This is a genomic window from Parachlamydia sp. (assembly GCF_050255895.1).
Classification (GTDB): Bacteria; Chlamydiota; Chlamydiia; order Chlamydiales; family Parachlamydiaceae; genus Parachlamydia; species Parachlamydia acanthamoebae.
The window spans coordinates 44,389-70,855 of sequence record NZ_JBFWIR010000004.1 but is presented as its reverse complement, the minus strand read 5'-3'; the positions used below and the strand labels follow the sequence as shown (position 1 = coordinate 70,855).

Sequence of the window (26,467 nt, the reverse complement as noted above, 5' to 3'; positions counted from 1 at the left end):
TGACATTAAAAAAGAAGGGACGCTGGATTTTCTAGATATTTTTGAACTGTTTTCACAAATTCAGCTGCTGCCACACCATCCACCACTCGATGGTCAGCTGACAGGCAAATATTCATGATTTTTCCAGGAACAACTACCCCATTCTGAACCACAGGGACATTTTGAATACCGCTTACAGCTAAAATAGCCGCTTGGGGTGGATTAATAATCGCTTTAAAAGCAGTTACGCCATACATGCCTAAATTCGAAACAGTAAAAGATCCACCTTTATATTCTGACGCGTCTAGCTTGCCATCTTTGGCCCTTCTGGCTAACTGTCGAATCTCCAGAGAGATCTCTCCCAAATTTTTATAATTCGCATGCCGTACAATGGGTGTAATTAGTCCACCTGAAACACTCACAGCGATGGAAATATCGATCGTATCGAAACGAATAATCGTTTGATTTGCAGAATTAAAACCACTGTTGACATTTGGATGTTCGACAAGCGCTAAAGCGCAGGCCTTCACCACAAAATCATTAAAAGAGACCTTCACATCGACGTTACGCAATTGGTCACGTGTTTGATCTAAAAGCATAGCATTTACGGTTTGCTCCACGTAGATATGCGGAATAAATGTTTTGGCATCTTGAAGTCTCTGAGCAATTACCTTTCGCATAGGCGTCAAAGATTCTTCATGATACGATCCCGGCTTTTTAGTGGGCTGCACACGTCTTCCAAAAGCGACCACACCCGTGGATTGCGCTCTTTCCAAATCACGGCTCATAATCCTTTGATTGGGCCCTGTTCCTTTAACCGTCGTCAGGTCTAGCCCACGCTCCTTCGCAAGCTTGCGAGCAAGAGGTGATGATAAAACACGTTTAGAATTTTCTGTGACACCTTCAAATTCATAATGTTCAAGCGGAGGCTCTGGCACAAATGAGGGCTGTCTAATGGATCCCACACCCCCCTTAGCCTCAGCAGGAACGTCCGTTTTTTCTTCAACCTTCGATTCTTCTTGGACAGCTTTCGTTTCCGGCTGCAATCCCTCGGGCTTGTAACCCTCGATGCTTTCATTTTGTTCTGCTGTGAAAATAGCAATAGGTTGGTTAACTTTGGCTTCTCCCCCTTCTTTCACGATAATTTTGCGTAACCACCCTTCATCTAAAGCCCCGTGCTCAACCGTTGCCTTATCCGTTGCTACCTCTAGCAACACATCATTAGCGTTAACGCGATCCCCTTCTTTTTTATGCCATTTAACAATCATTCCTTCTTCCATAGTTGGTGAAAGTTTTGGCATAGTCAAAGTAAATGGCATTTGTTTTTTCCTCTTTACAGGTTCATCACTTTATAAGAAGCCGCCAAAACCCTCTCAACAGACGGCAATGTCGCTTTTTCCAAGACTTTCGAATAAGGCATGGGAGTTTCTCGTTGGCAAACTCTTTCAATGGGAGCATCGAGATAGTCGAAACAATGCTCCATGATCTGAAATCCAACTTCTGCTGCAATTCCAGCAAAAATGTGGCCCTCTTCAACCAACACGCAATGATTGGTTCGTTTTACTGATTCCGCAATCAATCCAATATCAAGCGGCTTAATTGTTCTTAAATCGATTAATTCTGCACGAATTCCTTTTTTGGCTAATTCTCGCACAGCTTCGCGACATATCTTCACCGTATGGCTGTGCGAAACAATAGTCAGATCTTTTCCAGGAATATCAATGCGTGCTTTCCCAATCGGAATTAGATATTCCTCAATGGGAACTTCCATTTTATCTCCATAATCCAGTTCACTTTCTAAAAATATGACAGGATTATTGCACCGAATGGCAGATTTAAGAAGCCCCTTTGCGTCATAAGCATTACTGGGCGCAATCACGATGAAACCTGGTAAATTTCCGTAGAGCGCTTCAACACAATGTGAATGCTGAGAAGAAACTTGTGCAGCAGCCCCATTAGGCCCTCTGAAAACAATCGGGACCGAAAAACGATTTCCGGACATGTAATACATTTTTGCGGCATTCGAAATCAATTGATCAGCGGCCACAAATGAAAAATTAAAGCTCATGAATTCAACAACGGGACGTAATCCAGTCATGGCTGCTCCAATGCCAAGGCCTGCAAATCCTAGTTCGGAGATGGGTGTATCAATCACTCGCTTACTTCCCCATTTATCCAAAAGACCTTTTGTGACCTTATAAGCTCCATTATACTCGGCGACTTCTTCACCCATAATAAAGACATTTGGATCTCGCGCCATTTCTTCATCAAGAGCTTGCCTTAAAGCCTCTCTCATTTCAATTACTTGAGTATTCGGGGTATTCATGCAGAATAATTCCTGTAAATGCTTTTAAGTTTGAGTTTCGGAAGGGGCATACACATCTTCCTCAATTGATAAGGGATTCGGCCACGGACTTTCATCGGCATATTTCATCGCTGCAATCGCTCTTTCGCGGTACTCTTTATCAATTTTTTTGAATTCTTCACTATCAATCAGATGATGTTCTTCCAAGGCATGCTGCATCAATAAGATCGGATCCCTTTGCATCGACTTTTGCAATTGTTCTTTTGTACGGTAAAGCCCAGGATCAGAAATCGAATGACCACGAAAACGCTCTGTTAAAACTTCGATTAAGACAGGACGTCCAGTCTCCACAACTTCCTTATAAACATGCGAAAATCCCGCGTAACAATTGAAAAAATCCATCCCATCAAAAGTATAGGCTTTCATATTATAGGTTGGAGCGATATCCTCAGCTAATTTTTTAAATGAAATAGCGCGATTTACAGCCGTTCCCATTCCCCAAAAATTATTTTCAATCACATAAATACAAGGTAAGCTCCATAAAGAAGCAAGGTTCAAGGATTCGTGAAAAGCCCCCTGCGCGACAGCCCCATCGCCTAAAAAGCAGATCGCCACCTCATTTTTATGTCCACTGTATTTGATTTGAAAAGCCGCCCCTGTCGCGATAGGCACTTGCCCAGCAACAATTCCAAAACCTCCTAACAGCCTTTTCGCATAAAGGTGCATTGAACCTCCACGGCCACGTGCATTTCCCGTTGCTTTTCCATATAACTCTGCCATAATTTCTTCTGGTGTTGCTCCCAGTAGAAGAGCAAGTGCATGACAACGATAGGAAGTAATGTACCAGTTTTCTTGTCCCAAAGCTTGAACAGCGGCAACCTGAATCGCTTCTTGCCCGATATAAGAATGGAAAAAACCTCCAATTTTGCCTTGCAGATAAGCAGATTCTGCCCGAATTTCAAAATTGCGAATTGCCAGCATATGTGTGAGTGCTTTCAGAAGTAAATCTTTTCCAAGAAGTGCAATTACTTCATTTTTATCCGAAGGAAAAAAGGAATATTGAGTTGTCTCGTTCACTGGATTACCTAAAATTTAACTAATATAAATGAAGCGTCATTTTAGCATACATGCAGAATAAAGCAAGAAGACCTTGAATGACATCCCTGTCTCAATGCCTATTCTACAGAAAGCCTCTTTAAATTAACCTTGCACTAAATTTGGGAACGGCGTGCCCTGCTCATTTTTTGCAGCAGCCAATTCAGCGATTTCATGATGGACAACCGTTGTCACACAAGAATCCGACCACACATTGATTGCAGTCTCAAGCATATCGATTAACGTATAAAAAGGGAGAATAACCCCTAATACATTTAAAGGAACATTCATCGTTGCTAAGAACGCACTCGCAAGAAAATAGCATCCCATTGGAACTCCTGCATTCCCAACAGCAGCAATTGTCGCAATAAAAATCCATGCAATCATCTCAATCGGCGTAAACACAACTCCAGCATTCATCGAGACAAATAAAACAGTCGTTAAAATAAAGGCCGCGCAACCATTCATGTTGATTGTCGTGCATAAAGGGAAGCTAAAACCAGCAACCTCTCTGGATATTTTGAGTCTGTCTTCCGCACATTTCATTGCTAAAGGCAATGTTGCACTTGAGGATTTTGAAAAGAATGCCAAGGATAACGCCGGAAACATTCCCTTAGCTGTTTGAAAAGGAGAGATCTTTTTGATCTTTAAAAATACAGGTAAAATGAGCAATCCTTGTACAAGATTTGCGATCACAACACAAGACAGATAAAGTGCTAAACTTTTGATTTCAAGTCCTTCACGCATATCACGAATAAACAATGTCAAAAAAGCAAAGATTGCAAAAGGCATTAACCATACAATCCAAGTCGTAATTTTCATAATCGCTGCATAAAGACCTGAAAAGAAGGAATGGAGTAATTCTCTTTTATCATTTGGTAAACTTAGTGTTGCAAAGCTGAATAGCATGGCTAAGAAAAGGACCCCGATCACATTGTTTTCACTGAATGGCTGGACGATGTTGCTTGGAATAGCATTTAGCAAATAGGTTAAGTAACCAGTCTGATTAGTCTTCGGAGCATCAGTAAACTGAACAGCTATCTGAGAGCTTGTTGGATCAATTAAAACGTATAAAATGAGTGCGACAGTCGCGGCAAAAATGGTTGTCATTAAGGTATATTTGAGGACCTTTAATCCCATAAAACGAATGTCATGCGCACTCTTCATACCTGATGCTGTCGCTACAATAGAGAGAAAAATAATAGGAAGGCTGACAAGTTTAAGTAAATTAATAAAAATCTCTGAAACAATGGAAGCTCCTTGATCTATCCACGGCAAATTCATATAACCTGCCAAGAGTCCAGCGAGCACAGCAATAGCAAAGCCTATGTTCGCATTATATTTTCTTTTTTGCGCCATGATGAGATAACCTCGAGATAGTCGTTGATGCAATGTTTTTAATTCATTCAATTAATTAGGCTTTTATAGGGCAATATCCATTATCTGTCAAAATGAGGAATTTATTTGACCTGGACATTCACACAATACTTTTTTTAACTATTTGATCGATGTCATTTTCTCGTAGTTTTACTTGTTCGTTCTAAAAGCTTCTTCATTACCCATACAAAGCTAAGATAGCAGCCCATTAGAATGGGATTTGAAACATATTTAGAAGCCAATTTAACATTTTTAAAAGATGCTTAGGTGATAACAAAATAATGAATAAAAACAGAATACTCAAAGTTAAAACAAATGGCTTGTGCACATAGCCCCTTTGATTTGATATCAATGAAGCTTTACATATGGCTTGTAACATGCTGAACAACGATGAATGGGATGAATCCCTGCAAAAATACGCAGCATTTGTTTAGAGGAATTAAGACAAAAATATCCTAAGGAATGGAATTCAAGCTGGAATATGATGCCCTGCTTGGATATGCTTATCATATTATTTTAAAATACGATGAAAGATATGCTGCTTATAACTTTTAAAAAAGTACAGATACCTCCACCTCAATTATTAGTTGTTATGGCCAGATGCTGTATTGCACCCGGTAAGCCTCCGATAACAGAAAAAGAAGCGATATCACTTGTTAAACAAGCCATAGCAATAGTCCCATACATCGAAGCTGTTGAATTATTAAGGGGGCTGTACAAATCTACAGGAAATGTTAAGGAGCAACTGTACTGGGAAAAAATTTTAGAAAATATCAAAGAAAATGGCACGCATCTACCTTCAGCATCTACCTTCATTAGATCAAATTTCTGATCCATAAGCAGAAAAATTCATAAGAGACATTGTCGAAAATTAAGTATATAAAATGCTCTTATTAAAGCTGCTGGTTCAAAAACTTTGATTGCAGATAAAATGAAAAGATAATTAGCTGTCTAATTTGAATCGAGGGCGAGAATGTCCATTTATGACAACATTCTCTAGAAACATTCCAAGAGGACGAACCCAAATGGCATTTTCCCCATACAAAGCCTGATAAACGACTAGTTCTTCAAGTGATTCGCTGTGGCGGGCGATTCCAAGAATTTTATATCGTAACCCCTTGTTGTAATGCACATAAACATTTCCCACTGCAATGGTCTGGGCTAAAGCTGAAAAACAGGGCAAGGTTTCGTTCATTATTCTACCTAATCAGAAAGTGAGATTGAAAGTTTGTTAACCATCTTTCAATAAGAGGCTGCATATACGTATAAAATTTCCACAAAAATAAACCGACAAGCCATCCGACAATGATATCACTGGGGAAGTGAATACCTAAATACACACGAGAAAAGGACACGAATAAAACGTAAATAGTTGCAATGAACCACATCAAAGAACTTTTCCAATAACTTAATAAAATGCCTGATAGCAAAATAACGGTCTGAGCAGCCCCGCTTGGAAATCCATAGCCGCTTACTTGAATAATTCCCAGGCTAGGATCTATATGAAAAGGCCGAGGTGATGAGAAGTATTCCTTTAATGCTGAATTCGTCAAACCACTGATTAACAAAATAGACATTAAGCTTAGACCTGCTTTCCGCCCTCTTAAGAACCACATCGTAGGAATCAAAATCAAGAAAAATTCTTTTCGATCAAAAAAGTCAAAGGGCGTAAAGAAATTATCCATAAACGGTGTTCTGAATGCATGAATGGATCGAATCAATTCTAATTCTAAAAAATGTAAAGATTCAAAATTTATTAAAGTGGTCACAATACTATTATCCTTTAAAGATATTCTTTTTCAATTAGCAAAAATGGCAGTTCCAATCCTCAACAACGTAGCCCCTTCGGCAATCGCCCAACCAAAGTCATTCGACATTCCCATGGATAAATGAGGGAGAAGCCGCCCGCTAGAAATGCTCAACTGCTCTTTCAATAGGCGCAACTTTTGAAAACAGTTTCTCACCGCCTGTTCGTCATTAGAGAAAGGAGCCATTGTCATGAGTCCTTCTACACAAATTCCAGAAAGAGAAAGAATGTGCTCGTAATCTTTTTGACACGCTTCGCCCGACCATCCATGCTTTGTCAATTCACCAGATGTATTGACCTGAAGAAGAATAGAAGTTTGAACGCCCAGCTTTAAGCTTGTCTCAGAAATTTTTTTGGCTAACTCAAAGCTATCGACAGAATGAATGAGTGTAAATTTCCCCACAATTTTAGAAACTTTATTAAGCTGCAAAGAGCCTATCAGATGCCATTGAATATCGGAAGGCAAACGGGGTTGCTTTTGTAAGGCTTCTTGAACACGGCTTTCACCAAAATTGCGACAACCCGCTTCATACACGGTCTGGATCGATTCTACAGGGTAGGTTTTTGAAACTGCGATGAGAGAGATCTCGTCAGAAGCACGACCATATTTGCGAGCATATTCCTCTATGCGTACTTTAATTTTTAGATAATTGTCTTGAACAGACGTCATTTAAGATTACTCTTTCAATAAGTTGTTCCTGAGATTTTTACAATTTTACTCATTATAAGCAAGACTTCTGGAGAAAACATCTATTCAAATTTTTGGACGATTTCGAGATTAAAAATATAACGAGTTTTAGCTACTGATAGTCAATTTTGGCTATCAGTAGCTAACCCCACTATAAGTTACTCCAAAAATTTGTTAAGATCCAAATCTGAGTGAAAAACTTTGGTTTTCCATAAGTAATTTGCGGAATCATTGCTATCGAATGCCCGATTTAAAGAAATGCCAAAGCTTTGAACATTGGGAAAAATTGTCAACAAGTGCTTTGCAAGTCTTTCGGACAAATCAAATTCCGAAGCATTTAAAGAAGAATTTTCTCTAAAATAGGCCTGGATAGCATCTTTTACAGCAAAAAAATTAATATAATCGCTTACTGTCACCTCTGGCTTATACTCCATCTCAACTTCAATAGATGCAAGATCATTTTGAATTGTCTGATTGGCAATAGTAAATAAAAAAGCTTCTCGCTCAACCTGCTGATTTTTTAATGAAACAATACTTTTTCGATTGAAGGGCTTTATTAAATCAGGTTCCACAGAGAAAATACTTTGCATTTGCTCGATGCTTGAATATTTATTTGCTAGATAAATGACCAGCTTTTTATTGACGATTTCCCAATAATCCTCTTGGTTTGGATAGCTGGTTAAAAAAATATTAATTTCATCTTTAATCATCTTGGGAGACGGCACTTCTTTTCCATCAATCGTAAGGTGGATGCCTATAGCATGAAGTCCAAATCTGTGATTGATTATCTGTCGATTTATAATCAATTCGGCATGTGATTCAGACGCATACGTATCAACGCAAAGAAAGGGAAAAGTACAAATTGTGAGTAAATAGCAAAAAGATAAAAATTTGCGCATGGTTAAATTCCAGATAATCAAGTTAGTCAACTATAGGAAACCCCATTTGTTATACTAAGAAAAGCACCTGAACCTCAAGAGATTTTATGCTTAAAATTTCTTATACCCTTTTGGTTCACTCAAGATTTCATGATAGATCACCATATCTTTTGCTGAAGGAACCTGCTGGACTAATTTTTGAGCCAGCGAGGCCTCTCTTTTTAGGTGGGGGTGGTAAGATAACAACTCTTTTATTCTTAAATTTTCACTCGCCTGAGTTTGAGCTGCTTTAATTTTATGGATTTTTGGAGCAGGTATAGGCTTGGGCGGAGTTTTTTTTGCTGGAGTCTCCACTTGAATGTTTAGTGACTCCAGCAATTCTTGAACCGCTCGTTCCTGTTCATCTTGTTCATATTGAAACTCTTCAGGGTGCAGGCGACGCCTTCTCTCTTCTGAGACTCTTTTCGCAAAGAGAAAAGTCATCGCAAACAGCGCAATGATAAATCCAAGAAACTCGATGAAATTCATATGTTATCTTATTGGTTTGTCTTTTTCTTCAGGTTGAGCGATAGAGGTACGCATATCTGTATCGGCTTGAATATTTTGGATGCGTTGATAATCCATAATCCCCAAATTTCCCTTCTCAAAAGCATGTGCCATAGCAAGAGGGACTGAAGCTTTAGCTTCCACAAGCTTGGCTTCCATATCTTTAATTTTGGCGATATTCTCTTGTTCCTGCGCAACAGCCATGGCACGTCTTTTTTCAGCTTCTGCTTGAGCAATTTGCATATCTGCTTGAGCTTTCGCTGCACGCAGTTTAGCTCCAATGTTTTCTCCCAGATCCATTTCTACAATATCAATAGATAAGATTTGGAAGGCAGTAGAAGAATCTAATCCTTTCTCAAGCACAACTTTAGAAATTCTTTGTGGAGATTCTAAAACTTGTAAATGTGTATCCGATCCACCAATAGCACTCACAATTCCTTCACCCACACGTGCGATGATTGTCTCTTCAGTTGCCCCACCTACAAGCTGGGCAATGTTTGTTCTAACCGTCACCCTAGCACGCACTTTAATTTGAATTCCATCTTTTGCGACCCCAACACTATAGCCACCTGGACTTGGGCAGTCGATTACCTTAGGATTCACAGATGTTTGAACGGCAGCTTTAAGGTCACGTCCAGCCAAGTCAATAGCAGTTGCACGACGCCAATCCAAATTTAAATTTGCTTTATCGGCAGCAATCATTGCTTCAACAACTTCTGCAACATGGCCACCAGCCATAAAGTGCGTCTCCAAATCTGCCACAGAAATATCCTTTAGTCCTGCTTTATAAGCATTAATACGTGCATTAACAATTAACTTTGGAGGAATCTTACGCAAGCTCATTCCAATAATGTTGAAAAGGCCAATAGGAGTTCCAGAAACAAACGCCTGAAACCAAAGGCTAATAAATTTTCCCAAAATCCCCAATATAATGAAGGCAACGATACCTAAAAAAATAAAGAGGATATAGAGTTCAAGACTAATATCTGCTGCTAAAAGGTGCATAATCATACTTCCTTATGTGTCATTGGATTTAGAGGGGTATGGTTGAAAACTTTGACCATTAAACTTTCTCCTTCACCACCGATAATTAAGACATCGGTTCCTTTTATCAAATACCCACTTTGAGAAATGGCCTGTAAACGTTTTCCTTCAAGGATAATTAATCCCCCCGGTTTTAAGTCTGTAAACGCAATCGCGCGTTTTCCTAATAAGCTACTGTCATAGGTGGAGGCCTGATAACCTGATTGATCTTGATCGGAATAAATGCTGAAGCCCGATTGGCTGCGTGGGATTTTCCATAACATAAACTTGCAAACTCCCACAACTAGAGCGGCAGCTCCAATCAAAAATAAGAGTGATTCCCATGTCGATTGTGAGGATACCGCAAACATGACAATACTAATACAGATGGCAATAGCACCTAAGATCCCCATGATTGCTCCTGGGAGATAAAATTCTAAAACAATTAAGAAAAGGCCAATCAATAAAAGCAAAATCGAAATCATGTTTTACTCTCTTCTTCTACCAAAAGGGTCCCACTGTCAAAACCAATGACATGAATCGGGCTTCCTTTTTCTATAAATGAACCACTAGAAATCGCATCGTAATATTTCCCATCAATGATCACCTTGCCAGCAGGTCTTAAAGTGGTCTCTGCTTTTCCCGTTTTACCAGGCTGGGGTAAAAGCTCGGAACTGAAAGCTTGATATCCCTCTTGCTCATGCCCTTTCAGCACAAATCGATTAAATCCAGAAAATGAGGGTGTCACATACCTAGCCAAAAGAATCATTAGCCCTATTCCAACCACAAGAGTTCCGGAAAGCCAGGCCAGTCGATTCATAACAGCTTCGCCTGCTGCATTAAAGGTTCCTGTATCTAATTCAAAATCCATCGATCCTGCACCGGGCAGCATTAAGCCAAATAGGCCCGCCAAAAACAAAATAACTCCAAAAATGCCAATTAAACCAAACGTGGGAAGCACAAATAAATCAAGAGCAACAATTCCCACGCCAGCTAAAAGGAGAAACAATTCAAGCCAGCTCGCAATTTCCAAGGCAAAGCTTGAAAGAATGATTAAAAATAGGCAAATCAACGCAATAGATCCCGGCAGACCAAAGCCTGGAGTACTGAACTCCATATAGGCGCCCATTAACAACCCTAAAAATAAGGCTGATGAGACGACTGGATTACTTAAAAAAACAAAGAGTTGCGTTTTCCAATCCATGTGGTACTGATCAATTGTGGCCTGAGGAATTGATGAAAAAAACGGATATTGGAAAAGCGACATTTTGGAAGCCGGCCATTGTCCAATCTCTTTCTCATGGTACGTCACCTCCGGAAGTTTTTGTGGCAATAATTGCAAATCCGCAACACCAAACTCAATTAATTCATTCGAATTGAGCGTTAAGAGCTTTCCCTTAGGGCTAATGACACGATCTGGATCTGTTCCCGTGGTTCGAATTTGATTTTCTTGATCCAGTTTAGTGATTTTTCCATGTCGCAAAACTAAGATAATGTCTTTATCAACCATCGCTTCTGCTATATAGGGGTTTCGATCAAAAAAGCGGGCGCGATTAGCAAAGTCTGCACGCAAGGCAGAATTCACTTTTTCTGAGGCTGTCTGCATCTGTCCACTTTCGTTAGCAATTACGGGTTCAGCAGCTCCCATGCTCCCATCTTTTACCACAGTAATGTATCTACACGAGTACGCTAACATGGCTCCAGCTGAAATCGCCCAGTTATTGATATAGGCGATAACAGGAATCCCAAACTGGGTATCCATCTCTTTAAGAGCATCCGAAATCTTTTGTGCCGCAAAAACTTCTCCTCCAGGAGTGTTCAGTTCCAAGATAATAAAGCTAGGTCGACTCTTTTTGTAGTGATCTAAAGCATTTTTCACATAAATCCATGTAGATTGATTAATCCCATTTGTACGGTCATCAATCGTAATCAAACCCACTTGATTCGTTCCGTTAGCATTAACTTGAATATGCTGCTTAAGACTTTCTTCAAAAGATTGAGGCGAGATCTCTAAAGGAGAGATTGTCATAGAACTTGGATCAGATGTATGACTGGAAACTTCTTTCCATCCCATTTTTTGCTTAAAGGCTTCCGGAGAAAGAATCCCCTGCAATAATCCCAAAACTTGCAATTGATTTTGGTTGACAACCAACGCTTCACCGGGAGAAGAAATCAGATTGCTTTTATCCCCTCTGGCATCTTCCGCAAGCTTCCATCCTGCCTCGTCCACAATTTGGATGGATGGATCTGACATCCCTAAAGCAAGTACTTGCAAAATCTGAAAATGGGGATTATCTGGTAACACAAGACTGACAACACGATTTCTAAGGATATTTTTGGGAAGTACAGATTCCGATCCTAAAGCCACATCTCCCCAAGATGTAAAGAAAGAACAATAGACTGAATCAGCCAAGAACGGAAATATGGCAGCGGGTCCAAGTGCACTATTTTCTATATAAACAGTAATGGAAATCTTTTTTTCGACTTTTAGTTCGTAAAAACGTTTGGCTAAATTAAAAGCTTCAACCAAATCACCAGAAGAAGAATCAACAAGCAAGATAAATTGCCGCTTACCTTCCTGAACAGCTTGATCAATTGCAGTTTTTCTTTGATCTAAAACATCTTTATCCAAATGCCCTTTCAACCAGACCCAGGTTGGTGTCTGGGCCTCATCAGCAAAAATAGATAAAGAAAATACGGAAAAGATCAAGATAAATGAAAAAAGGGATTTGAACTTAACCATATTGCATACTCTCCTAGAGTCCCTTTTAGAATTCAAAAAAACACTAAACTTAGACTTTCAGCCCTTTTTAGCACAGCAAATCATTAAAAAAAAGAAAAGAAAATGTGGATTTTGCACTTATCCTCAAGACCACAAAAACTTTTGTATGTAAAGTCAATCTGAAGGCAAAGGGTTATAAAGGATGTTCTTCATTGATGCTGACTGCGAGGGCAATCATACAGATGCCAATGAATGGATGCCAAAAATGCTTGGAAGCTAGCGATTCTTTTTATTTAAATTTGCAAGCATTTTGGATTTTTCCATGAGAAATTTTGTTGCGTCACGCACGTCTTTCCAAAATTTACCCATTTTTTCTAAGGATTGATGCGCGATAGCTGCCTGCTTTTTTGGAGCCTGTGTATATCTTGCATGTTTCTTTTTTTTCATTAAAGCAGATAAATTTAAAACAATTTTGGGTAAATTTTTCTGTTGTCTTTCTCTTAATTTCTTTTCATTTTGAGATTGATTTTGATTAAGCATCTTTACTTCCTCCTATTCCTTAGCTATACCAAACCTCATTTTTTTTTAATAATATTTTCAACAAACTTATCTTTACATTTTTTTTAAAGAACACTAGATTTTGAAAAAGCTTTAAAAGGAGAGAGTTGTGAAACTTCAATTTGTTAAATATTTGTTACTTTTTATCTGCATGACAACTCATATTGGGGCCACGAATATTAACCAGTTTGATTTTCAAGAACTTCCGGTTTTATATCAGGGCCGCTTTCGTCCCGTAAAAGCTTATACAATTCTCTCACAGCTCGATCTATTTCACAAGAGCCCAAAAGAAGAAATGCTCTGGAATCTTTTCGTTTCTGGCCACTCAAGTTTCGATAAACAATCCCTCTTCAAAATAGATTCTTCTGCCTTCAAAACAGCACTTGGTCTTTCGTCTAAAACAACTCTATTTAACTACGAAGAAATCAATCAAGCCCTTTTTCAACGTGCAGAGACCAACTTAGCAGTTATGCGACATTTAATTCCCAAAATTTATCGTGATGCTCAAAGCAACAACAAATCTACCTCGATTGAATTGACCTCGCTTTCACAGGGATTATGGGTCAAGCAGCAAGGAAAAAATATCCTCGTGATGTCAGCACCCAAGCAAGCTCCTTGGCAACATCTGACAGAAGGATTGATCTTGAATGCTGGGGAATCTATCGATCCCCAAATTGCCGATGAGGCTTTAGACTTGTTTAAACGATTGGATCGATATGCTAAATTTGGACAAGAAAGACAATCTTTGGCACCTATCATCCAGACCTTGCAAAACAATCATCTAACCTCACAAGAAATCACCCTGTTCCTGGAGGAAAAATTCCCTTTATTAAATAGAGTGCTTGAGAGCGGAAACGAATTTCAAATGCTACCTTTAAAAACACCAAAAGGAACATGGGTATCTCTTACTGCATTAGGTTTGCAAGTATTTGATTCTGAAACAAGTCTTTTAAAACCGATTCCCAATTTTACACTTTACTCCGACTCGATATTTAAAAATATTCAAGAGGCTTATCTTACCAATGACCTTCAAAAATTAGCGAATGGCTTAGGTGAAGGCTACTCCAGCATCGAAAACACCATCTATCGCAAGGGCTCCGATAAACAGCTCTCTTACCCTTCCCTTCAACATTTGCGTGCCGAATCCTTTTATTATTCTTTTCCTCTGCTTGAATGGACCGTCTTTTTTTATGCAAGCTCTATTTTTTGTTTTTTCTTGGCGTATTTTTTAAAGAATACACGAGTGACAAAAATCGCCCTGGGAGGAACAATTTTGGGCTTGATTTGTCATACAAGCCTTCTAGCTTTACGCTGTTATATCTTACAAAGACCCCCTGTTTCGAATATGTTTGAAACGGTACTCTATGTCCCTTGGATCGCAGTCCTATCTAGTTTTTTCTTTTACCAATTCTTCCGCAACTATGTCATGATGGTTGGATCTTGCCTCGTCGCAATCCCTCTCCTTGTTCTGCTTTCCACCACACGCATGAATATTGGGCTAGAAAATGTGCAAGCGGTTCTCGACTCCCAATACTGGCTTATTATTCATGTGCTCATGATTGTAGGTAGCTATAGTTTTTTCCTTCTTTGCGGCATTTTAGGGCATCTTTCGTTGTATGCCTACTCTTTTCAATTTACAAACAGAGATTGGGCTAAGAAATTGGAGCCTTTGATTCTAAACTCTATGTATGTCGGGACTGCTCTCTTAATTCCAGGAACTTTACTTGGGGGGGTATGGGCAGCTGAAAGCTGGGGCCGTTTTTGGGACTGGGACCCCAAAGAATCTTGGGCTTTTATCTCGAGCTGTGTTTATATTTTTTGGATTCATCTCCACCGTTTTAATCATATCGGCGGATTCGGTCTTGCCTTTGGCTCAATAGTGGGCATGCAATCGATTATTTTTACCTGGTATGGAGTGAATTACATACTTGGAACAGGACTTCACAGCTATGGTTTTGGATCGGGAGGAAATTTCTATTACTTCTTATTTGTTGTGATCGATTTTTGCGTGCTAGGAGCTGCAGCATTGAGATACATGCAGCTTAAATCGCGCGCACTTAAATCATTTTGAAAGCTGAGTAAGCGCACTTTCGGCTTGTTGCTTAATTTTGAAAAAATGCTCCTGTTCTCCAGCATATTCAATGGCAAGTAAGAGGGATGCTTTGGCATTTTCATCATCTCCTACTGCCAAGTAGCAAGAAGCAGAATGGTAATGAGGCACGGGATTACTCATTTCAGTCATTACAGCCATCCCATAAGCCACTAAGGCTCCTTCATACTCCTTTTTTAACTGCTCAGACATGCCCAATCCCAACCAATAATTATGGACTTGGGGATCTAACGTTGTTAAAAATAAAAAAGCATCAGATGCTTTTTCATATTCTTTTGCCTGAAAAAGACGGTATGCTGCACCATAGAATTTTTCCATGGTTTCATCCGTATAACCGATAATGTCTTTTAAATTTTTCCCCTCAGACATTTCTTGGCGTATGAGATCCACATTTTTCAATTTTTTGATCACATCTTTCGGGATTTGAAATTCTTCCATTCGATCCATATGCCAACCATTTTTAAAACTTATTGTTTTTTAACTTCATCAAGCAAAACTTGATAGCCTTTTGCTAATCTTTCTCGAAAATCATCCATTTCAGAATGAATTTTAGCCTTGATTCTTTCTGCATAAAGCTCAAAAGGCTCTAAATCATTTTGATAGTCATCCTTCATACTGTCAGCAACAGCATTCGCAACTTCTTCAACTGTTTTCTCGTATTTCATTTCTGCTTGGCCACTTGAAGTATTTTTTCTTTTGCGCATGTCTGACATGACAACCTCCAAATTTTTAATCTATTCTAAGAATGCATTCCTTTCATTATATTTACCAATTTCTCGATTCTTTTCGTATCTTTTTTAGCGAGGATCAAAAAAGCATGAATAGAATGTTTCTTAATTTTCTTCCCACCCGTCTAAAAATGATTCTGAGCCTCCTTCTCTTTATTATTATAAATAAAACACGATTTAATAATAAATAATTTGATTAAATTACTTACATTTATTGTTGTTTTTAATATAATTCTGTTTTAAACTTTCAAATAAACCACAGAGCAGATTTAAATTAAACACTAACAAAACCAACAATCGAAACAAAACGCAAAAGAGACCAACGATAATAATTTAAACTGCATTAATAATGCCTAATTAAGCGGGATTGATTTATGTTAAAGCCACAGCCAAAAAAAGCTAAAGTAAGTTTAAATGATTATTCCTACGAAAAAGACCTAGAAAACCGCTTACAGATGGCTTCTTTTTCTCCATTAGAAATCGATCTATTAGATGTGATTTTAAATGGTTCTTTGACCATGAATTTTCAAGATATTGAAGATGAACTAGATATTCTTGAAGAAGACATGATTCTTTCTCTCGAAAAATTCGCACGATTAAAATTGCTGCAGATTCAAGGGAAAAAAATTCTCATTAATAAAGAAATGCGCAAATACTATGAATTGCATATTTCTCGTTTTAGCACAGATTTTGAACCTTCCATTGAGTTTTTACAAGGTCTATTAAATCAAGTTCCAATTCATCTACTCCCGGTGTGGTATACTATTCCCAAAACATCCACCCATATTATTCATTCAATTATCGATAAACACTTACTTACCCCTAAAATCTACGAAAAATATGTGAGTGAGCTTGAAGTGGAAGAACCTCTTCTCCATGCCATCGCCTCTGAGGTTTTTGCATCGCCCTCTCTTTCTCTTTCCAGTTCATTTCTAAAAAATAAGTACCAACTGCAAGAAAAAGAATTTGCAGAATGTGTCATGCGGCTGGAATTTAATCTTCTATGCTGCTCGAAATATGAACGAAAAGGAAACAACTGGGAAGAAATGTTAATCCCATTCCATGAGTGGAGTGAGCTTCTTTCATTTAAACAGACCACCAATCCTCCTCAGATTAAAGATGTCGACCAAATTCAGAATCGCCATCCCTGTCCCTTTGGCTTTGTGCACGATTTAACTGTTTTGACACGTTATCTAGGCCAAAATCCAATTTCCCTCTCTGCATTGCACGATAAAGTGATCGAATTATTGCCTCACATTCCGTCCCTTGTGACCTCAAAAACTTATCTTTCGCATCTTTTAGAAAAAATCATTCAATTAGATCTTGCTTTTGAAGATGAAGGATTTTTGCGTCAACATCCTAAATCGATCGAATGGCTGCAAAAAGATCTCGAACATCAAGCTTTAGTCGTGTATCAAACGTCTCTCATCCGATTTTTTGACACACAATCGCATTTTTTCGACAAAGATACACGTGAAATACTTAAATTCCTGAAATCGGTCCGTAAAAATGGATGGGTTTATTATGAAGATTTCTTAAAAAGCTTTATTGCTCCGATTGGTCACGCAGAGAATATCGAACTTATCCCAAAAGGAAAAAGATGGAAGTACATGCTTCCAACTTACTCTGACGAAGAAATCCATTTTCTAGAAACATTTATTTTCCACCATTTGGCAGAAGGTGGCATTGTTTCAACTGGAACACATGCGGGCAAACGCTGTTTTTGTATTACTTCTTACGGTTATCATATTCTCGATGATTACGCCTAAGCTAAGCGAATAATACGTTTGAGGGATGCCGGGGCTTCGTCATCTGGCAAATCTTGTGTCGTGGTTAAAAAAACTTGATGCAATCCCTCAATGTATTTTAATAACTTTGCTTTGCGAAATGCATCCCAACTCATTCCGGCATCGTCAATTAGCATTAAAGGATTTTCCTCTGTAACAGCTTTAAGAGAACTCCATTCTGCTAATTTCAAAGCCGCAACAAAACTCCGCTGCTGTCCCTCACTCGCAAAATAGCGCGCTTCTTTATCATCTAAACATAAATTGAGATCATCTTTGTGTGGACCAATTAAAGTACAGCCCAATTCACTTTCTCTTTTGCGAAGTTTTTGGAATTGTCCTAAATAATAATTTTTTAAAATTTCCTCAGAAGCACTTCGCGGAGCTGTTGTTTTGTAGACAACACCTAACTTCTCCCGACCAGCACTTAATTGCTCGTAGATTTGCTGACCATTTTGATGCAATTGAGCTGCAAGGACTTCGCGTTTAAAAGTAAGGTAAGAGGCAGCATGCGCCATTTCATATTCCCAACTTTCAATGGTGGCTAAATTCTTCCCTTTTAACAGGTAGTTACGCTGGCGCATGGCGCGAGTAAAACGGGTTAATTTATGTACATATAAGGGATCACTCTGAGCAAGTTGCAAATCCAAAAAAGAGCGTCGCATTAAAGGCGCCCCTTTAATAAGGGCAGAATCATCAGGACTCATGCAAACACCATAAAACATTCCTAATAAATGAGTAAAAGAATAATAGGGTGTTTGATTTAGAACGATCTTTCGTTCTTTCCCATTGTAGAAAATCTTTAGCTTTTGCTCTATTCCCTGCTTGATAAAACTGGCTTCGATGGAAAAATAAGAGGTTCCTTTTTGGATCAAATCATTGATTTGTGAGGTTCTAAAAGAACGGCCAGTCATTAGAAAATGAATGGCCTCTAAAATGGTCGTCTTTCCAATTGCATTAGGTCCGCAAATCAGATTTATGGATGGAGAGAATGTAAACTTAGCTTCTCGATAAGAGCGAAACTGATGCAAATGGAGTGTATGTAAAAACATGCCACTTATGCATCTTCATTTAAACGCATCGGCATCAAAACAAACAAAGGACTCACTGATGAGTTAATTTGCGAAACGCCTTCTTTATCCGTGATTACACCTGGATTGAAAGGATCTGTTAATCCCATCGTCACAGTTTCTCCCTTGCTATGTCGCAAAATATCTAAGAAATAAATCGGATTAAAGGCTATTTCTAAACGAGGCCCTGTATAATTCACCGGCATGCTGACTTTGCCCTCTCCAATTTCCATGGTATTGGCAGCTAAGCGAAGCTCTCCTTCGTTAAAAGTAAATCGCACGGAATGGGACGTATCGGCCGTGAACAGGGAGACTTGGCGAAGAAGGGTGATCAACTCTTCGCGGTGAAGACTTAGAACGGTTTCTAATTGATTAGGAATCACACGACTGACATCTGGATAATCTCCCGAAAGCAACTTTGTAACCAACATGGTATTAGAAGCTTCTATCGCAATTTTATCATGCATCAAATAAACGGTGGCTTCCCCATTATCAGAAAGATTTTTTAAGATTTCTTCCACAGCTTTTATGGGGATAATATAATTTCCATTAAATGCCACATCCAAACCCAAAGAAAGATGGGTTCGAGACAAACGTTTTCCATCTGTTCCAGCAAATATAGCCTTTCCTTCCATAATTTGCATAAACACACCCGTTAAAGCAAAGCGATTATCATCTCGAGAGACTGCAAAAGCTGTGCGGAAAAGCATGTCTTTTAAATCCCCCTCTGGGATCTTAAACTGCACAGCTCCATCCATTTGTGGAAGAGAAGGGAACTCACTTTTATTCATTCCATGCAGTTTAAAACGAGAGCTGTCCGCACTCACTTGAGTCGTTTCATTATCATTCGTTGCAATTTCAACGTTTACAGCTGTAAGCTCTCGAATCAATTGCGCAAATCGCTTTGCAGGTAATGCCGTTGCCCCTTCTTCAAGGATTTTCGCTTCAGTATGGCAACGAATACCGACGGTTAAGTCTGTAGCTGTTAAAATCAATTCCCCATTTTTTGCTTCCATCAGAAAGTTGGAAAGAATGGGAATAGTCGCTTTTTGTGAAACGATGTTTAGACATTTATTGATCAAAAAATTCAGTTCCTGCGTAGAAATCACAAACTTCATGTTTTTTTCCTTACTTAAGCTCTAAAGTCCCTACAAACGATTAATGGGACAAGTTTTATGGACAAACATTCAAATGAGGAAATCATAGCATTATTTACTGTTTTGTCCTATAGTATTTATAAGTAACGCAAAAATTCTAAATGAGCATTTAAGGCAGAATTTTAAATACCGAGAAAGAATACAAGCTTACTCGTCCCATTAAACTTCCTGCCATTAACCAAGCCCCAAAGCAGAGTCTTTTATGAGTGACCAAAAGCAAGACCTCGTTTCCAATCGTCGCGCCACATTTAATTACGAAATTTTACAAACTTTTGAAACAGGCATCGTCCTTTTGGGGACCGAAATCAAATCATTACGCGATAACGGAGGAAGCCTTCAAGAAGCGTATGTCAAAATTTTCGATAATGAAATCTGGCTCATCGGATGCAACATCGCCCCTTACCGCTATGGGAACGTGCATAATCACGAAGAAAGGCGCCAACGCAAACTATTGATGCATAAGCGCGAAATCTTACGTTTAAAAGAAGCGACACATGAGAAAGGACTAACTCTTATCCCTCTCGCTTTTTTTCTAAAAAATGGAAGAGTTAAAGTACGCATTGCCACTGCCAAAGGAAAGAAGAACGTTGACAAACGCGATTCGATTCGGGAAAAAGAAGATACGCGCAAAATCCAAAGAGCTCTTAAAAACGCCACTTAATAGTCCCATGTTCAAAATCAAAATTTTATCTGTTGGCAAAACAAAAGAAACATGGCTGCACGCCGCAATTGAAGAATACCAAAAAAGATTGCAAGGTGTAGCTGAAATTGAATGGGTGTGGGCTAAAGATGACCCGCAGCTCGTTGCACTCGTTAGCCGAGAGCCTCTTGTCATTTGCCTAGATCCAAATGGAAAGGTTTTCTCTAGTGAGCAATTCTCTACATTTCTCATGCGTAAGCTGGAGGAAGGAGGAAGCCGCTTAGCTTTTGTCATTGGAGGAGCTGATGGACTCCCCGCTTCCCTTAAACAAAATAAAGAGGCCATTAGCCTCTCTCTTTTAACTTTTACACATCAAATTACGCGTCTTGTTTTGATTGAGCAAATTTATCGAGCCCTTGAAATAGCCAAGGGCTCTCGCTATCATAAGTAATCAAATGTGCTCCATGCGAGGAAGGGCCGATCTTAAGTAGTAAACGCCTCCTTGAATGAGAGCCGATCCCACAGCAATGTCAATGAAAGCACGCACATCTGAAGAAATTCCTGAAAGACGCATCAGAACTCCAAGGCCCATCATTCCGACAATCAAGAATAAATTACCCTTACTATACATATTGAGAAGACTTGTTGGATCAGGAAAGTTTTTAATTCTAAGCAAATTCCGCATAACAGTCTTTTTTAAAACCATTCGACCTTTAAAGAATCCTGTGATAAGACTCAATAGCACAAGCACCAAAGCGGCGATTTTAACTTCCCCTAAAACACTTAATTGACTCATTAATGGATATCCCTCGTCGGCTTGCAAAAGCAAAGATTGTACAGCGTCCATTAAAAACCCCAATCCTAACTGCAATAAAAAAACTCCAATTCCGATCCACATTGAACCTGAAATAACAATTAAAGTTTTATGGCTGACTTTAAACATAATCTTCCTTAAATAGGTTTTAACATACATCAACGATATAAAGTCGTTGAATCCTGAATACTATAGCGATGTTAGATGACTCGCAAATAGACAACAAGTAGAAAAGCATTTTACGTTTCATCAAAAAACAACCTGAAAAAGCTCCTTTCAAATAACCAATGATTGGGTAAAGCTCTTCTCTACCAATCCACAAAGTTTTATTTATAATTTTCCAGCCTATTATTTTTTTAAATATATAGACAAAAAATAGAGCCTTCAATTATACCATGTTGATGATGGTCTGGCTGCCATCATCAAGTCAATTGTTTAATCTTAAAACACATTAGACTTATCCGCAAAACCGCTTAGCCTTCTGCTATTCTTCGTGCCCACCTCGTTTTCATAAGAAAACCAGATTTCAAAAACCACATGGGAATAGCGTATTTTTGGTGCGAGTAATGCTTGAGATTCGATTTTTCATTTTCGCCTTAATATGGAGAACTAAAAATCAGAAAAAAATTAGCAAAGCCGTAACAACATAGTGAATCAGAATACAACAAAAGATTGACTGACAAATTAAGAGGACTTAATTAACATGATGAGCATTTCTCACGTATGTATCCGCGCATTTTTTATGGCACTCTCTGTTCTTATTGCCCTAGTTTATGTCACAACCCACCCCCTTAATTCTTCACCACTCGTCAATACATCCATAGGAATTCTAGGAGGCCTTGCAGCTAGCTTCATTTTAATTGGACTTGAAATAGCTTTAAAACGTTTTGGCATCATTGAATTTGCCCTTGCTCTGGCGGGTGTTGTACTCGGAAATTTCATGGGTGAATCCCTGTGGACAATTCTCCATCCATTGCTTTCTCATTACATGACTGCAGACACAGCCATACTACTTAAAGCCAGCCTCCTTCTAATTTCAATTTATTTTAGCATAAGCACTCTTTTTCATACGGCTTCCAAATTCCAACTACAGTCCTTATGGAAAAAGAAAGAAGAAAGCATCAGCTACACATCTAACATCTTAATTGATTCTTCTGCCCTCATGGACCCAAGAATCATCGACCTAGCCGCATCCGGTATTTTAGATAACCATCTGATCATCCCTTCTTTTATTTTGCGCGACCTACAACAGCTTGCCGATCAAATCGATGAACAAAGCAAAGCAAAAGGACGCACGGCTCTGGAAATCATCAAAAAATTAGAGACTATCCCCCATTTGAATCTCCGTCATTCCGAGATGGATTTTTCTGATATTGATACACGTACAAAATTAAATCAGCTTGCAACAACACTTTCAGCCAAAATTTTAACTGCTGATATGAATCGTACACAGCAGTCCCCCGATGAGACACCCATCATTAATATGCATTTCCTTTCTAATGCTTTGAAGCCTATGACACAAACAGGCGAATGCCTCACAATCAAAATTCAAAGATACGGAAAAGAACCCCGCCAAGGAGTTGGGTATCTAAAGGATGGCACAATGGTGGTGGTTAATGGAGGGGCAGAATTTATTGGGGAAGAGATTAAAGCCTACGTTTTATCAGTTAAGCACACGGCATCTGGCCGCATGATCTTTTGCAACGCATCTGACGATCAACTGGCAACACCAGATCTTCCGATGCACAATCTTGCAGACCTTGAAATTAAGCCTAAAAACTACTTTACTGTGTAAAGTTCTTGCTTGCGGAGAATTGAAAAATGGCCATTCTGGGCATTGGGAATGATATTATTGAGGTTCAGCGCATTGCAAAAAATATTGAGCAATACGGTCAAAAATTTCTTGACCGTATCTTCACCACTCAAGAGCAAGCTTACTGCCTAAAACACCGAGAATCGGCACGCAATTTTGCCGGACGTTTTGCCGCTAAAGAAGCGATTGTCAAAGCATTTGGCACAGGCTTCGGCGCACATGTTTCATGGACAGATCTTGAAATTTTGAATGATGCTTCTGGAAAACCCCACGTGCATTTATCCGCAGCATTGGAGCTCCAGCTTCCACCAAACACACAAATTCTCATTTCCATTAGTCACTGCAAAGCATACGCAACAGCTGTTGCGATTTGGACGGATGAAGCCAAACAACACAGTTGGTTTGGCCTCTAATTCTCTTATATTCCGACGCCGAAAGGATAAAAAATGGAGAGAACAAATTGGCTTGCCGCACTCGGACAGTTGTGAGCATATGCTCGAATCGCATACTCTAGACCAACCGTGGCTGAGGACTCTAACAGATATTGATATTTAGCGCCACAATCAACGGATTGATGCTGAACACCTCCATATCCGTGAAATCTATCCACATGTAAATTGCCAGGTCCTAACCCCCACAAAGACCGCACAAAAACGATCCACTGATGTTGATCCCAATGATTGTTTTCCCATTGCAGATTTGCACGAATCCAAGGCGCCCCATGGTCAGCAATTCCGACGCCAAATAATCCCCACCAACGAGACGTCCAAAATTCTTCACAGCTCATCTCTTTTCCCCATGCAATATTTGGCTCTATCTCAAAACCACCATGATGGAAAACACTGATGTCGTGTAAACCCTGCTTAAAAACTTGTGTAATCACCACTCCAGTCACGAGACTTAACCGATCGCCAATGGCATCATTCCACCATAAATAACGGGCGAGCAAGCTCAAATGATCAAAGCTAAAACTATGACGGCGTGTTGTTAGAAAGCCACACTCAATCTCACCGCTCAAATGATCTAGAACAGGAATCGATAAACTCCCATCTAAAAAGTAATCGGTTGAAGAGTAGTGACTGGAGCCTTTTGCATTGACAGAGCCATACGTTTGAATACGGTTATTCAGACGGCCTTGAATTTCCAAATTACGACCATACCAAGGAGAAAAATCCAACGCATCGCTAATCGAAATAGAAAAACAACACAAAAGGAAAAATGAGAAAACAACTAGTTTTCGCATTTTTAGATATGCTCCCGTGCTGAAAGTTCTCTCTCTGCTTCAATGGCAGCCATACAACCTGATCCGGCAGCTGTAATCGCTTGTCGATACACATGATCTTGCACATCTCCACACGCAAAAACAAGTTCCTTGCTCGTTTGGCAAGTTCCTGGATTCACTTTGATATAGCCGTTGTCATGAAGATCGACTTGATTCTTTAAAAAGGTTGTATTGGGAGTGTGCCCGACAGCAAAAAAAACGCCACCAGCTTCTCGCTTAGTTTCTTGATTCGTTTTTAAATCTTTTAAAATGACATGCCTAACGATATCATCACCCTCAATGCGCTCAATGACACTACTCCAAAGGATTTCAACTTTCGAATGATTTTTTGCGCGCTGTTGCATGATTTTGGAAGCACGCAATTCGTCACGTCTATGCACGATGTACACTTTACTTCCAAATTTTGTCAGATATAAGGCTTCTTCAATCGCAGAATCTCCCCCACCGATCACATACAAGTCCTTATTTCTAAAAATAGGCATTGCTCCATCACATACCGCACAAGCTGTGACGCCCTTTTGCCAAAATTCCCCTTCATTAGCACCGGGAATATCTAAGCGATTGGCGCTAGCACCAGTTGAAATAATGACAGCGTCCGCATGATAAGTCGTTTTTGTTCCACGCACGACGTAAGGATGTTGACTAAAATCAACAGATTCGACGTCTTCACTTAATAAAGTCGTATTAAACCGAAGTGCTTGTTTCCTAAAACTGTCCATTAAAGCAGGGCCTGTAATGCCTTGAGGAAATCCAGGATAATTCTCGACTTCAGTCGTCGTCATCAATTGCCCTCCCGCAACACCAGAATAGAACCCTTCAAATAGAACGGGTTGTAGATTTGCACGGGCAGCATAAATGGCTGCAGTATATCCAGCAGGACCCGAGCCAATGATTACAATTTTTGCTTTGTTCATGATTTCTCCTAGGATTACAGGGAATAGCGATTCATTCCTTATTTATGGTACAAAATCACCTGAATTAAAGAAAGTCAGGAAATCGATGCTTAGCATTGGATTCTTATTTTTTTTGATATGCAATGTAAAAAAAACAACATCGTCCAGAGATTGATTCTGTATATTCTTTTGAATGGCGCTCAAAATTGAAGCAACAGAAAAAGCCATTCCAGGCTGTAAAAGCTAGTCCATTACGCTCAAGGTTTCTTTTTAAACCGAAGAGTTATTACTACAACTAGTTTACCACAAATGTATTCTATAAATCTATTATTAAATACTTTAAGTAACTATCTCGCTAAATGAATCGATCTTAACATTGGATTTTCATATGTTTTTTTTCGCTCTTCTAAATTTTTTATCTGATTTCCCATATACTTCTGGATTTTTTCGTTTATTTCATTGGATGTTCGAAAGCCATATCCCCAAAAAAAGTTTTGCAAACGAGAGAAAATGCGTTTAATCGCTTGGGGATGTGTCGAATTTTGATCTATTTTTTGATTTTTTTGACGTGCAATGTAAGCTGCAATGTCCCGAAACAAGATCGCATCTTCCAGGGATAGATTTCGCATATTTTTCTGAATCGTACTTAAAATTGCTGCAGCAGAAATTTTTTTTTCACTTTTCAGAAGAGGCGGCTCTCCAACCGGCAAAACTTTTTCACCATTGCGCTGATAAACAATCGTGCCATGAGATGAGAAATTATCTGGATTTTGAAAAGCTTGTCGCACTGCACTTAGGGGCATTTTGGACTCCAAACTTTAAATATCTTAAGTCATTATTTTGTGATGATAGTATCAAAATGACCTCAATATTACCATTTCAAAAACTTAAAACGAGAATCAGTCAACCGGATGCAGTCCTTCTCAGCCAAAAAAAATGTTTTTTTACCTGGTTTTGGGCAAGCAATTTTCAATCATATTTAGAATCATTTTTTATTCTGAACATAAAAAGTTTTTGTTTTTAATAAACAACACACTAAAAACATATAAATATAATAACTAAACACGCAAACACATAAAATTATTTTTCTTAAAAAGAAATATCTCTTGACTTTGTGTAAATAATCCATAACAATTATCAAAAATATAACTTTCAAAGTTGGTGTCTTTTTTCCTTCAAATGCACCCTTTAAGCTTTG

Annotated in this window: 28 protein-coding genes; 7 read left to right on the top strand and 21 right to left on the bottom strand. The window is 38.9% G+C overall.

Annotated elements, in window-relative coordinates:
• Positions 1 to 5 precede the first annotated feature (5 nt).
• The 4 genes from AB7E63_RS01500 to AB7E63_RS01485 form a co-directional block, all read right to left on the bottom strand.
• The gene (locus AB7E63_RS01500; RefSeq protein WP_036745833.1) at positions 6 to 1,298 is read right to left on the bottom strand and encodes a pyruvate dehydrogenase complex dihydrolipoamide acetyltransferase; all 1,293 of its coding nucleotides are present in this window, start codon (positions 1,296 to 1,298) and stop codon (positions 6 to 8) included.
• A 14-nt stretch (positions 1,299 to 1,312) separates the two neighbouring features.
• On the bottom strand, positions 1,313 to 2,305 hold the full coding sequence (locus AB7E63_RS01495; protein WP_013925299.1) for a pyruvate dehydrogenase complex E1 component subunit beta: 993 nt from the start codon (positions 2,303 to 2,305) through the stop codon (positions 1,313 to 1,315).
• Between the two features lie 24 nt (positions 2,306 to 2,329).
• Complete coding sequence (pdhA, locus tag AB7E63_RS01490; RefSeq protein WP_006340059.1) at positions 2,330 to 3,361, bottom strand: pyruvate dehydrogenase (acetyl-transferring) E1 component subunit alpha; 1,032 nt, start codon at positions 3,359 to 3,361, stop codon at positions 2,330 to 2,332.
• Between the two features lie 123 nt (positions 3,362 to 3,484).
• Positions 3,485 to 4,738 (bottom strand): dicarboxylate/amino acid:cation symporter, encoded by a 1,254-nt coding sequence (locus tag AB7E63_RS01485; protein ID WP_006340058.1) that lies wholly within the window; start codon positions 4,736 to 4,738, stop codon positions 3,485 to 3,487.
• 553 nt (positions 4,739 to 5,291) lie between these two features.
• Between AB7E63_RS01485 and AB7E63_RS01480 the strand changes: the two genes are divergently transcribed.
• The gene (locus AB7E63_RS01480) at positions 5,292 to 5,588 is read left to right on the top strand and encodes a hypothetical protein (protein ID WP_428418496.1); all 297 of its coding nucleotides are present in this window, start codon (positions 5,292 to 5,294) and stop codon (positions 5,586 to 5,588) included.
• Between the two features lie 111 nt (positions 5,589 to 5,699).
• Here AB7E63_RS01480 and AB7E63_RS01475 read toward each other — a convergent pair whose 3' ends face one another.
• From AB7E63_RS01475 to AB7E63_RS01435, 9 genes are all read right to left on the bottom strand, one after another.
• The gene (locus AB7E63_RS01475; RefSeq protein WP_006340056.1) at positions 5,700 to 5,951 is read right to left on the bottom strand and encodes a DUF1653 domain-containing protein; all 252 of its coding nucleotides are present in this window, start codon (positions 5,949 to 5,951) and stop codon (positions 5,700 to 5,702) included.
• Between the two features lie 4 nt (positions 5,952 to 5,955).
• Positions 5,956 to 6,525 carry a phosphatase PAP2 family protein gene (locus tag AB7E63_RS01470; RefSeq protein WP_006340055.1) on the bottom strand — a complete coding sequence of 190 codons (570 nt, stop codon included), beginning with the start codon at positions 6,523 to 6,525 and terminating at the stop codon, positions 5,956 to 5,958.
• 30 nt (positions 6,526 to 6,555) lie between these two features.
• On the bottom strand, positions 6,556 to 7,233 hold the full coding sequence (locus AB7E63_RS01465) for a YggS family pyridoxal phosphate-dependent enzyme (RefSeq protein ID WP_006340054.1): 678 nt from the start codon (positions 7,231 to 7,233) through the stop codon (positions 6,556 to 6,558).
• A 176-nt stretch (positions 7,234 to 7,409) separates the two neighbouring features.
• On the bottom strand, positions 7,410 to 8,150 hold the full coding sequence (locus tag AB7E63_RS01460; protein ID WP_036745828.1) for a hypothetical protein: 741 nt from the start codon (positions 8,148 to 8,150) through the stop codon (positions 7,410 to 7,412).
• Between the two features lie 90 nt (positions 8,151 to 8,240).
• A complete protein-coding gene (locus AB7E63_RS01455; protein ID WP_006340052.1) occupies positions 8,241 to 8,657 on the bottom strand; it encodes a hypothetical protein in 417 nt (138 codons plus the stop codon).
• 3 nt (positions 8,658 to 8,660) lie between these two features.
• Positions 8,661 to 9,686: a flotillin-like protein FloA gene (floA, locus tag AB7E63_RS01450; RefSeq protein WP_006340051.1), complete on the bottom strand. Its 1,026-nt coding sequence runs from the start codon at positions 9,684 to 9,686 to the stop codon at positions 8,661 to 8,663.
• Positions 9,683 to 10,183 (bottom strand): NfeD family protein, encoded by a 501-nt coding sequence (locus AB7E63_RS01445; protein ID WP_006340050.1) that lies wholly within the window; start codon positions 10,181 to 10,183, stop codon positions 9,683 to 9,685. The genes floA and AB7E63_RS01445 overlap by 4 nt, the downstream gene beginning before the upstream one ends.
• Positions 10,180 to 12,441, bottom strand: coding sequence for an NfeD family protein (locus AB7E63_RS01440; RefSeq protein WP_006340049.1), 2,262 nt, complete (start codon positions 12,439 to 12,441; stop codon positions 10,180 to 10,182). Before AB7E63_RS01440 ends, AB7E63_RS01445 begins: the two co-directional genes overlap by 4 nt.
• Before the next feature lie 255 nt (positions 12,442 to 12,696).
• The gene (locus AB7E63_RS01435; RefSeq protein ID WP_006340047.1) at positions 12,697 to 12,960 is read right to left on the bottom strand and encodes a hypothetical protein; all 264 of its coding nucleotides are present in this window, start codon (positions 12,958 to 12,960) and stop codon (positions 12,697 to 12,699) included.
• 127 nt (positions 12,961 to 13,087) lie between these two features.
• Between AB7E63_RS01435 and AB7E63_RS01430 the strand changes: the two genes are divergently transcribed.
• The gene (locus AB7E63_RS01430) at positions 13,088 to 15,049 is read left to right on the top strand and encodes a cytochrome c biogenesis protein (protein WP_284452562.1); all 1,962 of its coding nucleotides are present in this window, start codon (positions 13,088 to 13,090) and stop codon (positions 15,047 to 15,049) included.
• On the opposite strand, the gene AB7E63_RS01425 is transcribed toward AB7E63_RS01430, so the two are convergent.
• Together AB7E63_RS01425 and AB7E63_RS01420 are read right to left on the bottom strand one after the other, a co-directional pair.
• Positions 15,041 to 15,535, bottom strand: coding sequence for a SycD/LcrH family type III secretion system chaperone (locus AB7E63_RS01425; protein ID WP_006340045.1), 495 nt, complete (start codon positions 15,533 to 15,535; stop codon positions 15,041 to 15,043). The two genes, AB7E63_RS01430 and AB7E63_RS01425, sit on opposite strands and share 9 nt — an antisense overlap.
• Before the next feature lie 20 nt (positions 15,536 to 15,555).
• Positions 15,556 to 15,801, bottom strand: coding sequence for a hypothetical protein (locus tag AB7E63_RS01420; RefSeq protein ID WP_006340044.1), 246 nt, complete (start codon positions 15,799 to 15,801; stop codon positions 15,556 to 15,558).
• Between the two features lie 389 nt (positions 15,802 to 16,190).
• On the opposite strand from AB7E63_RS01420, the gene AB7E63_RS01415 reads away from it, so the two are divergent.
• Positions 16,191 to 17,585, top strand: coding sequence for a hypothetical protein (locus AB7E63_RS01415; protein ID WP_006340043.1), 1,395 nt, complete (start codon positions 16,191 to 16,193; stop codon positions 17,583 to 17,585).
• Here the strand turns inward: AB7E63_RS01415 and recF are convergent.
• Positions 17,582 to 18,652, bottom strand: a complete 1,071-nt coding sequence (recF, locus tag AB7E63_RS01410; RefSeq protein ID WP_013925308.1) for a DNA replication/repair protein RecF — start codon at positions 18,650 to 18,652, stop codon at positions 17,582 to 17,584. The genes AB7E63_RS01415 and recF overlap by 4 nt on opposite strands.
• 5 nt (positions 18,653 to 18,657) lie before the next feature.
• Positions 18,658 to 19,788, bottom strand: coding sequence for a DNA polymerase III subunit beta (gene dnaN / locus AB7E63_RS01405; RefSeq protein WP_006340040.1), 1,131 nt, complete (start codon positions 19,786 to 19,788; stop codon positions 18,658 to 18,660).
• A gap of 241 nt (positions 19,789 to 20,029) precedes the next feature.
• Here dnaN and smpB point away from each other — a divergent pair, with 241 nt between their 5' ends.
• Entirely contained in the window at positions 20,030 to 20,488 is a 459-nt protein-coding gene (gene smpB / locus AB7E63_RS01400) for an SsrA-binding protein SmpB (protein ID WP_006340039.1), read from the top strand.
• A 7-nt stretch (positions 20,489 to 20,495) separates the two neighbouring features.
• The gene (locus tag AB7E63_RS01395; RefSeq protein ID WP_006340038.1) at positions 20,496 to 20,918 is read left to right on the top strand and encodes a 23S rRNA (pseudouridine(1915)-N(3))-methyltransferase RlmH; all 423 of its coding nucleotides are present in this window, start codon (positions 20,496 to 20,498) and stop codon (positions 20,916 to 20,918) included.
• Here AB7E63_RS01395 and AB7E63_RS01390 read toward each other — a convergent pair whose 3' ends face one another.
• Positions 20,919 to 21,410, bottom strand: coding sequence for a hypothetical protein (locus AB7E63_RS01390; protein ID WP_006340037.1), 492 nt, complete (start codon positions 21,408 to 21,410; stop codon positions 20,919 to 20,921).
• A 574-nt stretch (positions 21,411 to 21,984) separates the two neighbouring features.
• Between AB7E63_RS01390 and AB7E63_RS01385 the strand changes: the two genes are divergently transcribed.
• Both AB7E63_RS01385 and acpS read left to right on the top strand, forming a co-directional pair.
• Positions 21,985 to 23,076 carry a PIN/TRAM domain-containing protein gene (locus tag AB7E63_RS01385; protein WP_006340036.1) on the top strand — a complete coding sequence of 364 codons (1,092 nt, stop codon included), beginning with the start codon at positions 21,985 to 21,987 and terminating at the stop codon, positions 23,074 to 23,076.
• Positions 23,077 to 23,102: 26 nt separating this feature from the next.
• Entirely contained in the window at positions 23,103 to 23,507 is a 405-nt protein-coding gene (gene acpS, locus AB7E63_RS01380) for a holo-ACP synthase (RefSeq protein ID WP_006340035.1), read from the top strand.
• Between the two features lie 5 nt (positions 23,508 to 23,512).
• Here the strand turns inward: acpS and AB7E63_RS01375 are convergent, their stop codons facing one another.
• The 3 genes from AB7E63_RS01375 to AB7E63_RS01365 form a co-directional block, all read right to left on the bottom strand.
• Positions 23,513 to 24,337, bottom strand: a complete 825-nt coding sequence (locus AB7E63_RS01375; protein WP_006340034.1) for a hypothetical protein — start codon at positions 24,335 to 24,337, stop codon at positions 23,513 to 23,515.
• 2 nt (positions 24,338 to 24,339) lie between these two features.
• On the bottom strand, positions 24,340 to 25,290 hold the full coding sequence (gene trxB / locus AB7E63_RS01370; RefSeq protein WP_006340033.1) for a thioredoxin-disulfide reductase: 951 nt from the start codon (positions 25,288 to 25,290) through the stop codon (positions 24,340 to 24,342).
• 326 nt (positions 25,291 to 25,616) lie between these two features.
• Entirely contained in the window at positions 25,617 to 26,072 is a 456-nt protein-coding gene (locus tag AB7E63_RS01365) for a hypothetical protein (protein ID WP_006340031.1), read from the bottom strand.
• Between the last annotated feature and the right edge of the window lie 395 nt (positions 26,073 to 26,467).

Excerpts from the sequence above, each read along its gene's own strand:
- AB7E63_RS01500 (WP_036745833.1), bottom strand. The coding sequence starts at position 1,298 with ATGCCATTTACTTTGACTATGCCAAAACTTTCACCAACTATGGAAGAA.
- AB7E63_RS01495 (WP_013925299.1), bottom strand. The coding sequence starts at position 2,305 with ATGAATACCCCGAATACTCAAGTAATTGAAATGAGAGAGGCTTTAAGG.
- AB7E63_RS01485 (WP_006340058.1), bottom strand. The coding sequence starts at position 4,738 with ATGGCGCAAAAAAGAAAATATAATGCGAACATAGGCTTTGCTATTGCT.
- AB7E63_RS01480 (WP_428418496.1), top strand. The coding sequence starts at position 5,292 with ATGCTGCTTATAACTTTTAAAAAAGTACAGATACCTCCACCTCAATTA.
- AB7E63_RS01475 (WP_006340056.1), bottom strand. The coding sequence starts at position 5,951 with ATGAACGAAACCTTGCCCTGTTTTTCAGCTTTAGCCCAGACCATTGCA.
- AB7E63_RS01465 (WP_006340054.1), bottom strand. The coding sequence starts at position 7,233 with ATGACGTCTGTTCAAGACAATTATCTAAAAATTAAAGTACGCATAGAG.
- AB7E63_RS01460 (WP_036745828.1), bottom strand. The coding sequence starts at position 8,150 with ATGCGCAAATTTTTATCTTTTTGCTATTTACTCACAATTTGTACTTTT.
- AB7E63_RS01455 (WP_006340052.1), bottom strand. The coding sequence starts at position 8,657 with ATGAATTTCATCGAGTTTCTTGGATTTATCATTGCGCTGTTTGCGATG.
- floA (WP_006340051.1), bottom strand. The coding sequence starts at position 9,686 with ATGATTATGCACCTTTTAGCAGCAGATATTAGTCTTGAACTCTATATC.
- AB7E63_RS01445 (WP_006340050.1), bottom strand. The coding sequence starts at position 10,183 with ATGATTTCGATTTTGCTTTTATTGATTGGCCTTTTCTTAATTGTTTTA.
- AB7E63_RS01440 (WP_006340049.1), bottom strand. The coding sequence starts at position 12,441 with ATGGTTAAGTTCAAATCCCTTTTTTCATTTATCTTGATCTTTTCCGTA.
- AB7E63_RS01435 (WP_006340047.1), bottom strand. The coding sequence starts at position 12,960 with ATGCTTAATCAAAATCAATCTCAAAATGAAAAGAAATTAAGAGAAAGA.
- AB7E63_RS01425 (WP_006340045.1), bottom strand. The coding sequence starts at position 15,535 with ATGGATCGAATGGAAGAATTTCAAATCCCGAAAGATGTGATCAAAAAA.
- AB7E63_RS01420 (WP_006340044.1), bottom strand. The coding sequence starts at position 15,801 with ATGTCAGACATGCGCAAAAGAAAAAATACTTCAAGTGGCCAAGCAGAA.
- AB7E63_RS01415 (WP_006340043.1), top strand. The coding sequence starts at position 16,191 with ATGTTAAAGCCACAGCCAAAAAAAGCTAAAGTAAGTTTAAATGATTAT.
- recF (WP_013925308.1), bottom strand. The coding sequence starts at position 18,652 with ATGTTTTTACATACACTCCATTTGCATCAGTTTCGCTCTTATCGAGAA.
- dnaN (WP_006340040.1), bottom strand. The coding sequence starts at position 19,788 with ATGAAGTTTGTGATTTCTACGCAGGAACTGAATTTTTTGATCAATAAA.
- smpB (WP_006340039.1), top strand. The coding sequence starts at position 20,030 with ATGAGTGACCAAAAGCAAGACCTCGTTTCCAATCGTCGCGCCACATTT.
- AB7E63_RS01395 (WP_006340038.1), top strand. The coding sequence starts at position 20,496 with ATGTTCAAAATCAAAATTTTATCTGTTGGCAAAACAAAAGAAACATGG.
- AB7E63_RS01390 (WP_006340037.1), bottom strand. The coding sequence starts at position 21,410 with ATGTTTAAAGTCAGCCATAAAACTTTAATTGTTATTTCAGGTTCAATG.
- AB7E63_RS01385 (WP_006340036.1), top strand. The coding sequence starts at position 21,985 with ATGATGAGCATTTCTCACGTATGTATCCGCGCATTTTTTATGGCACTC.
- acpS (WP_006340035.1), top strand. The coding sequence starts at position 23,103 with ATGGCCATTCTGGGCATTGGGAATGATATTATTGAGGTTCAGCGCATT.
- AB7E63_RS01375 (WP_006340034.1), bottom strand. The coding sequence starts at position 24,337 with ATGCGAAAACTAGTTGTTTTCTCATTTTTCCTTTTGTGTTGTTTTTCT.
- trxB (WP_006340033.1), bottom strand. The coding sequence starts at position 25,290 with ATGAACAAAGCAAAAATTGTAATCATTGGCTCGGGTCCTGCTGGATAT.
- AB7E63_RS01365 (WP_006340031.1), bottom strand. The coding sequence starts at position 26,072 with ATGCCCCTAAGTGCAGTGCGACAAGCTTTTCAAAATCCAGATAATTTC.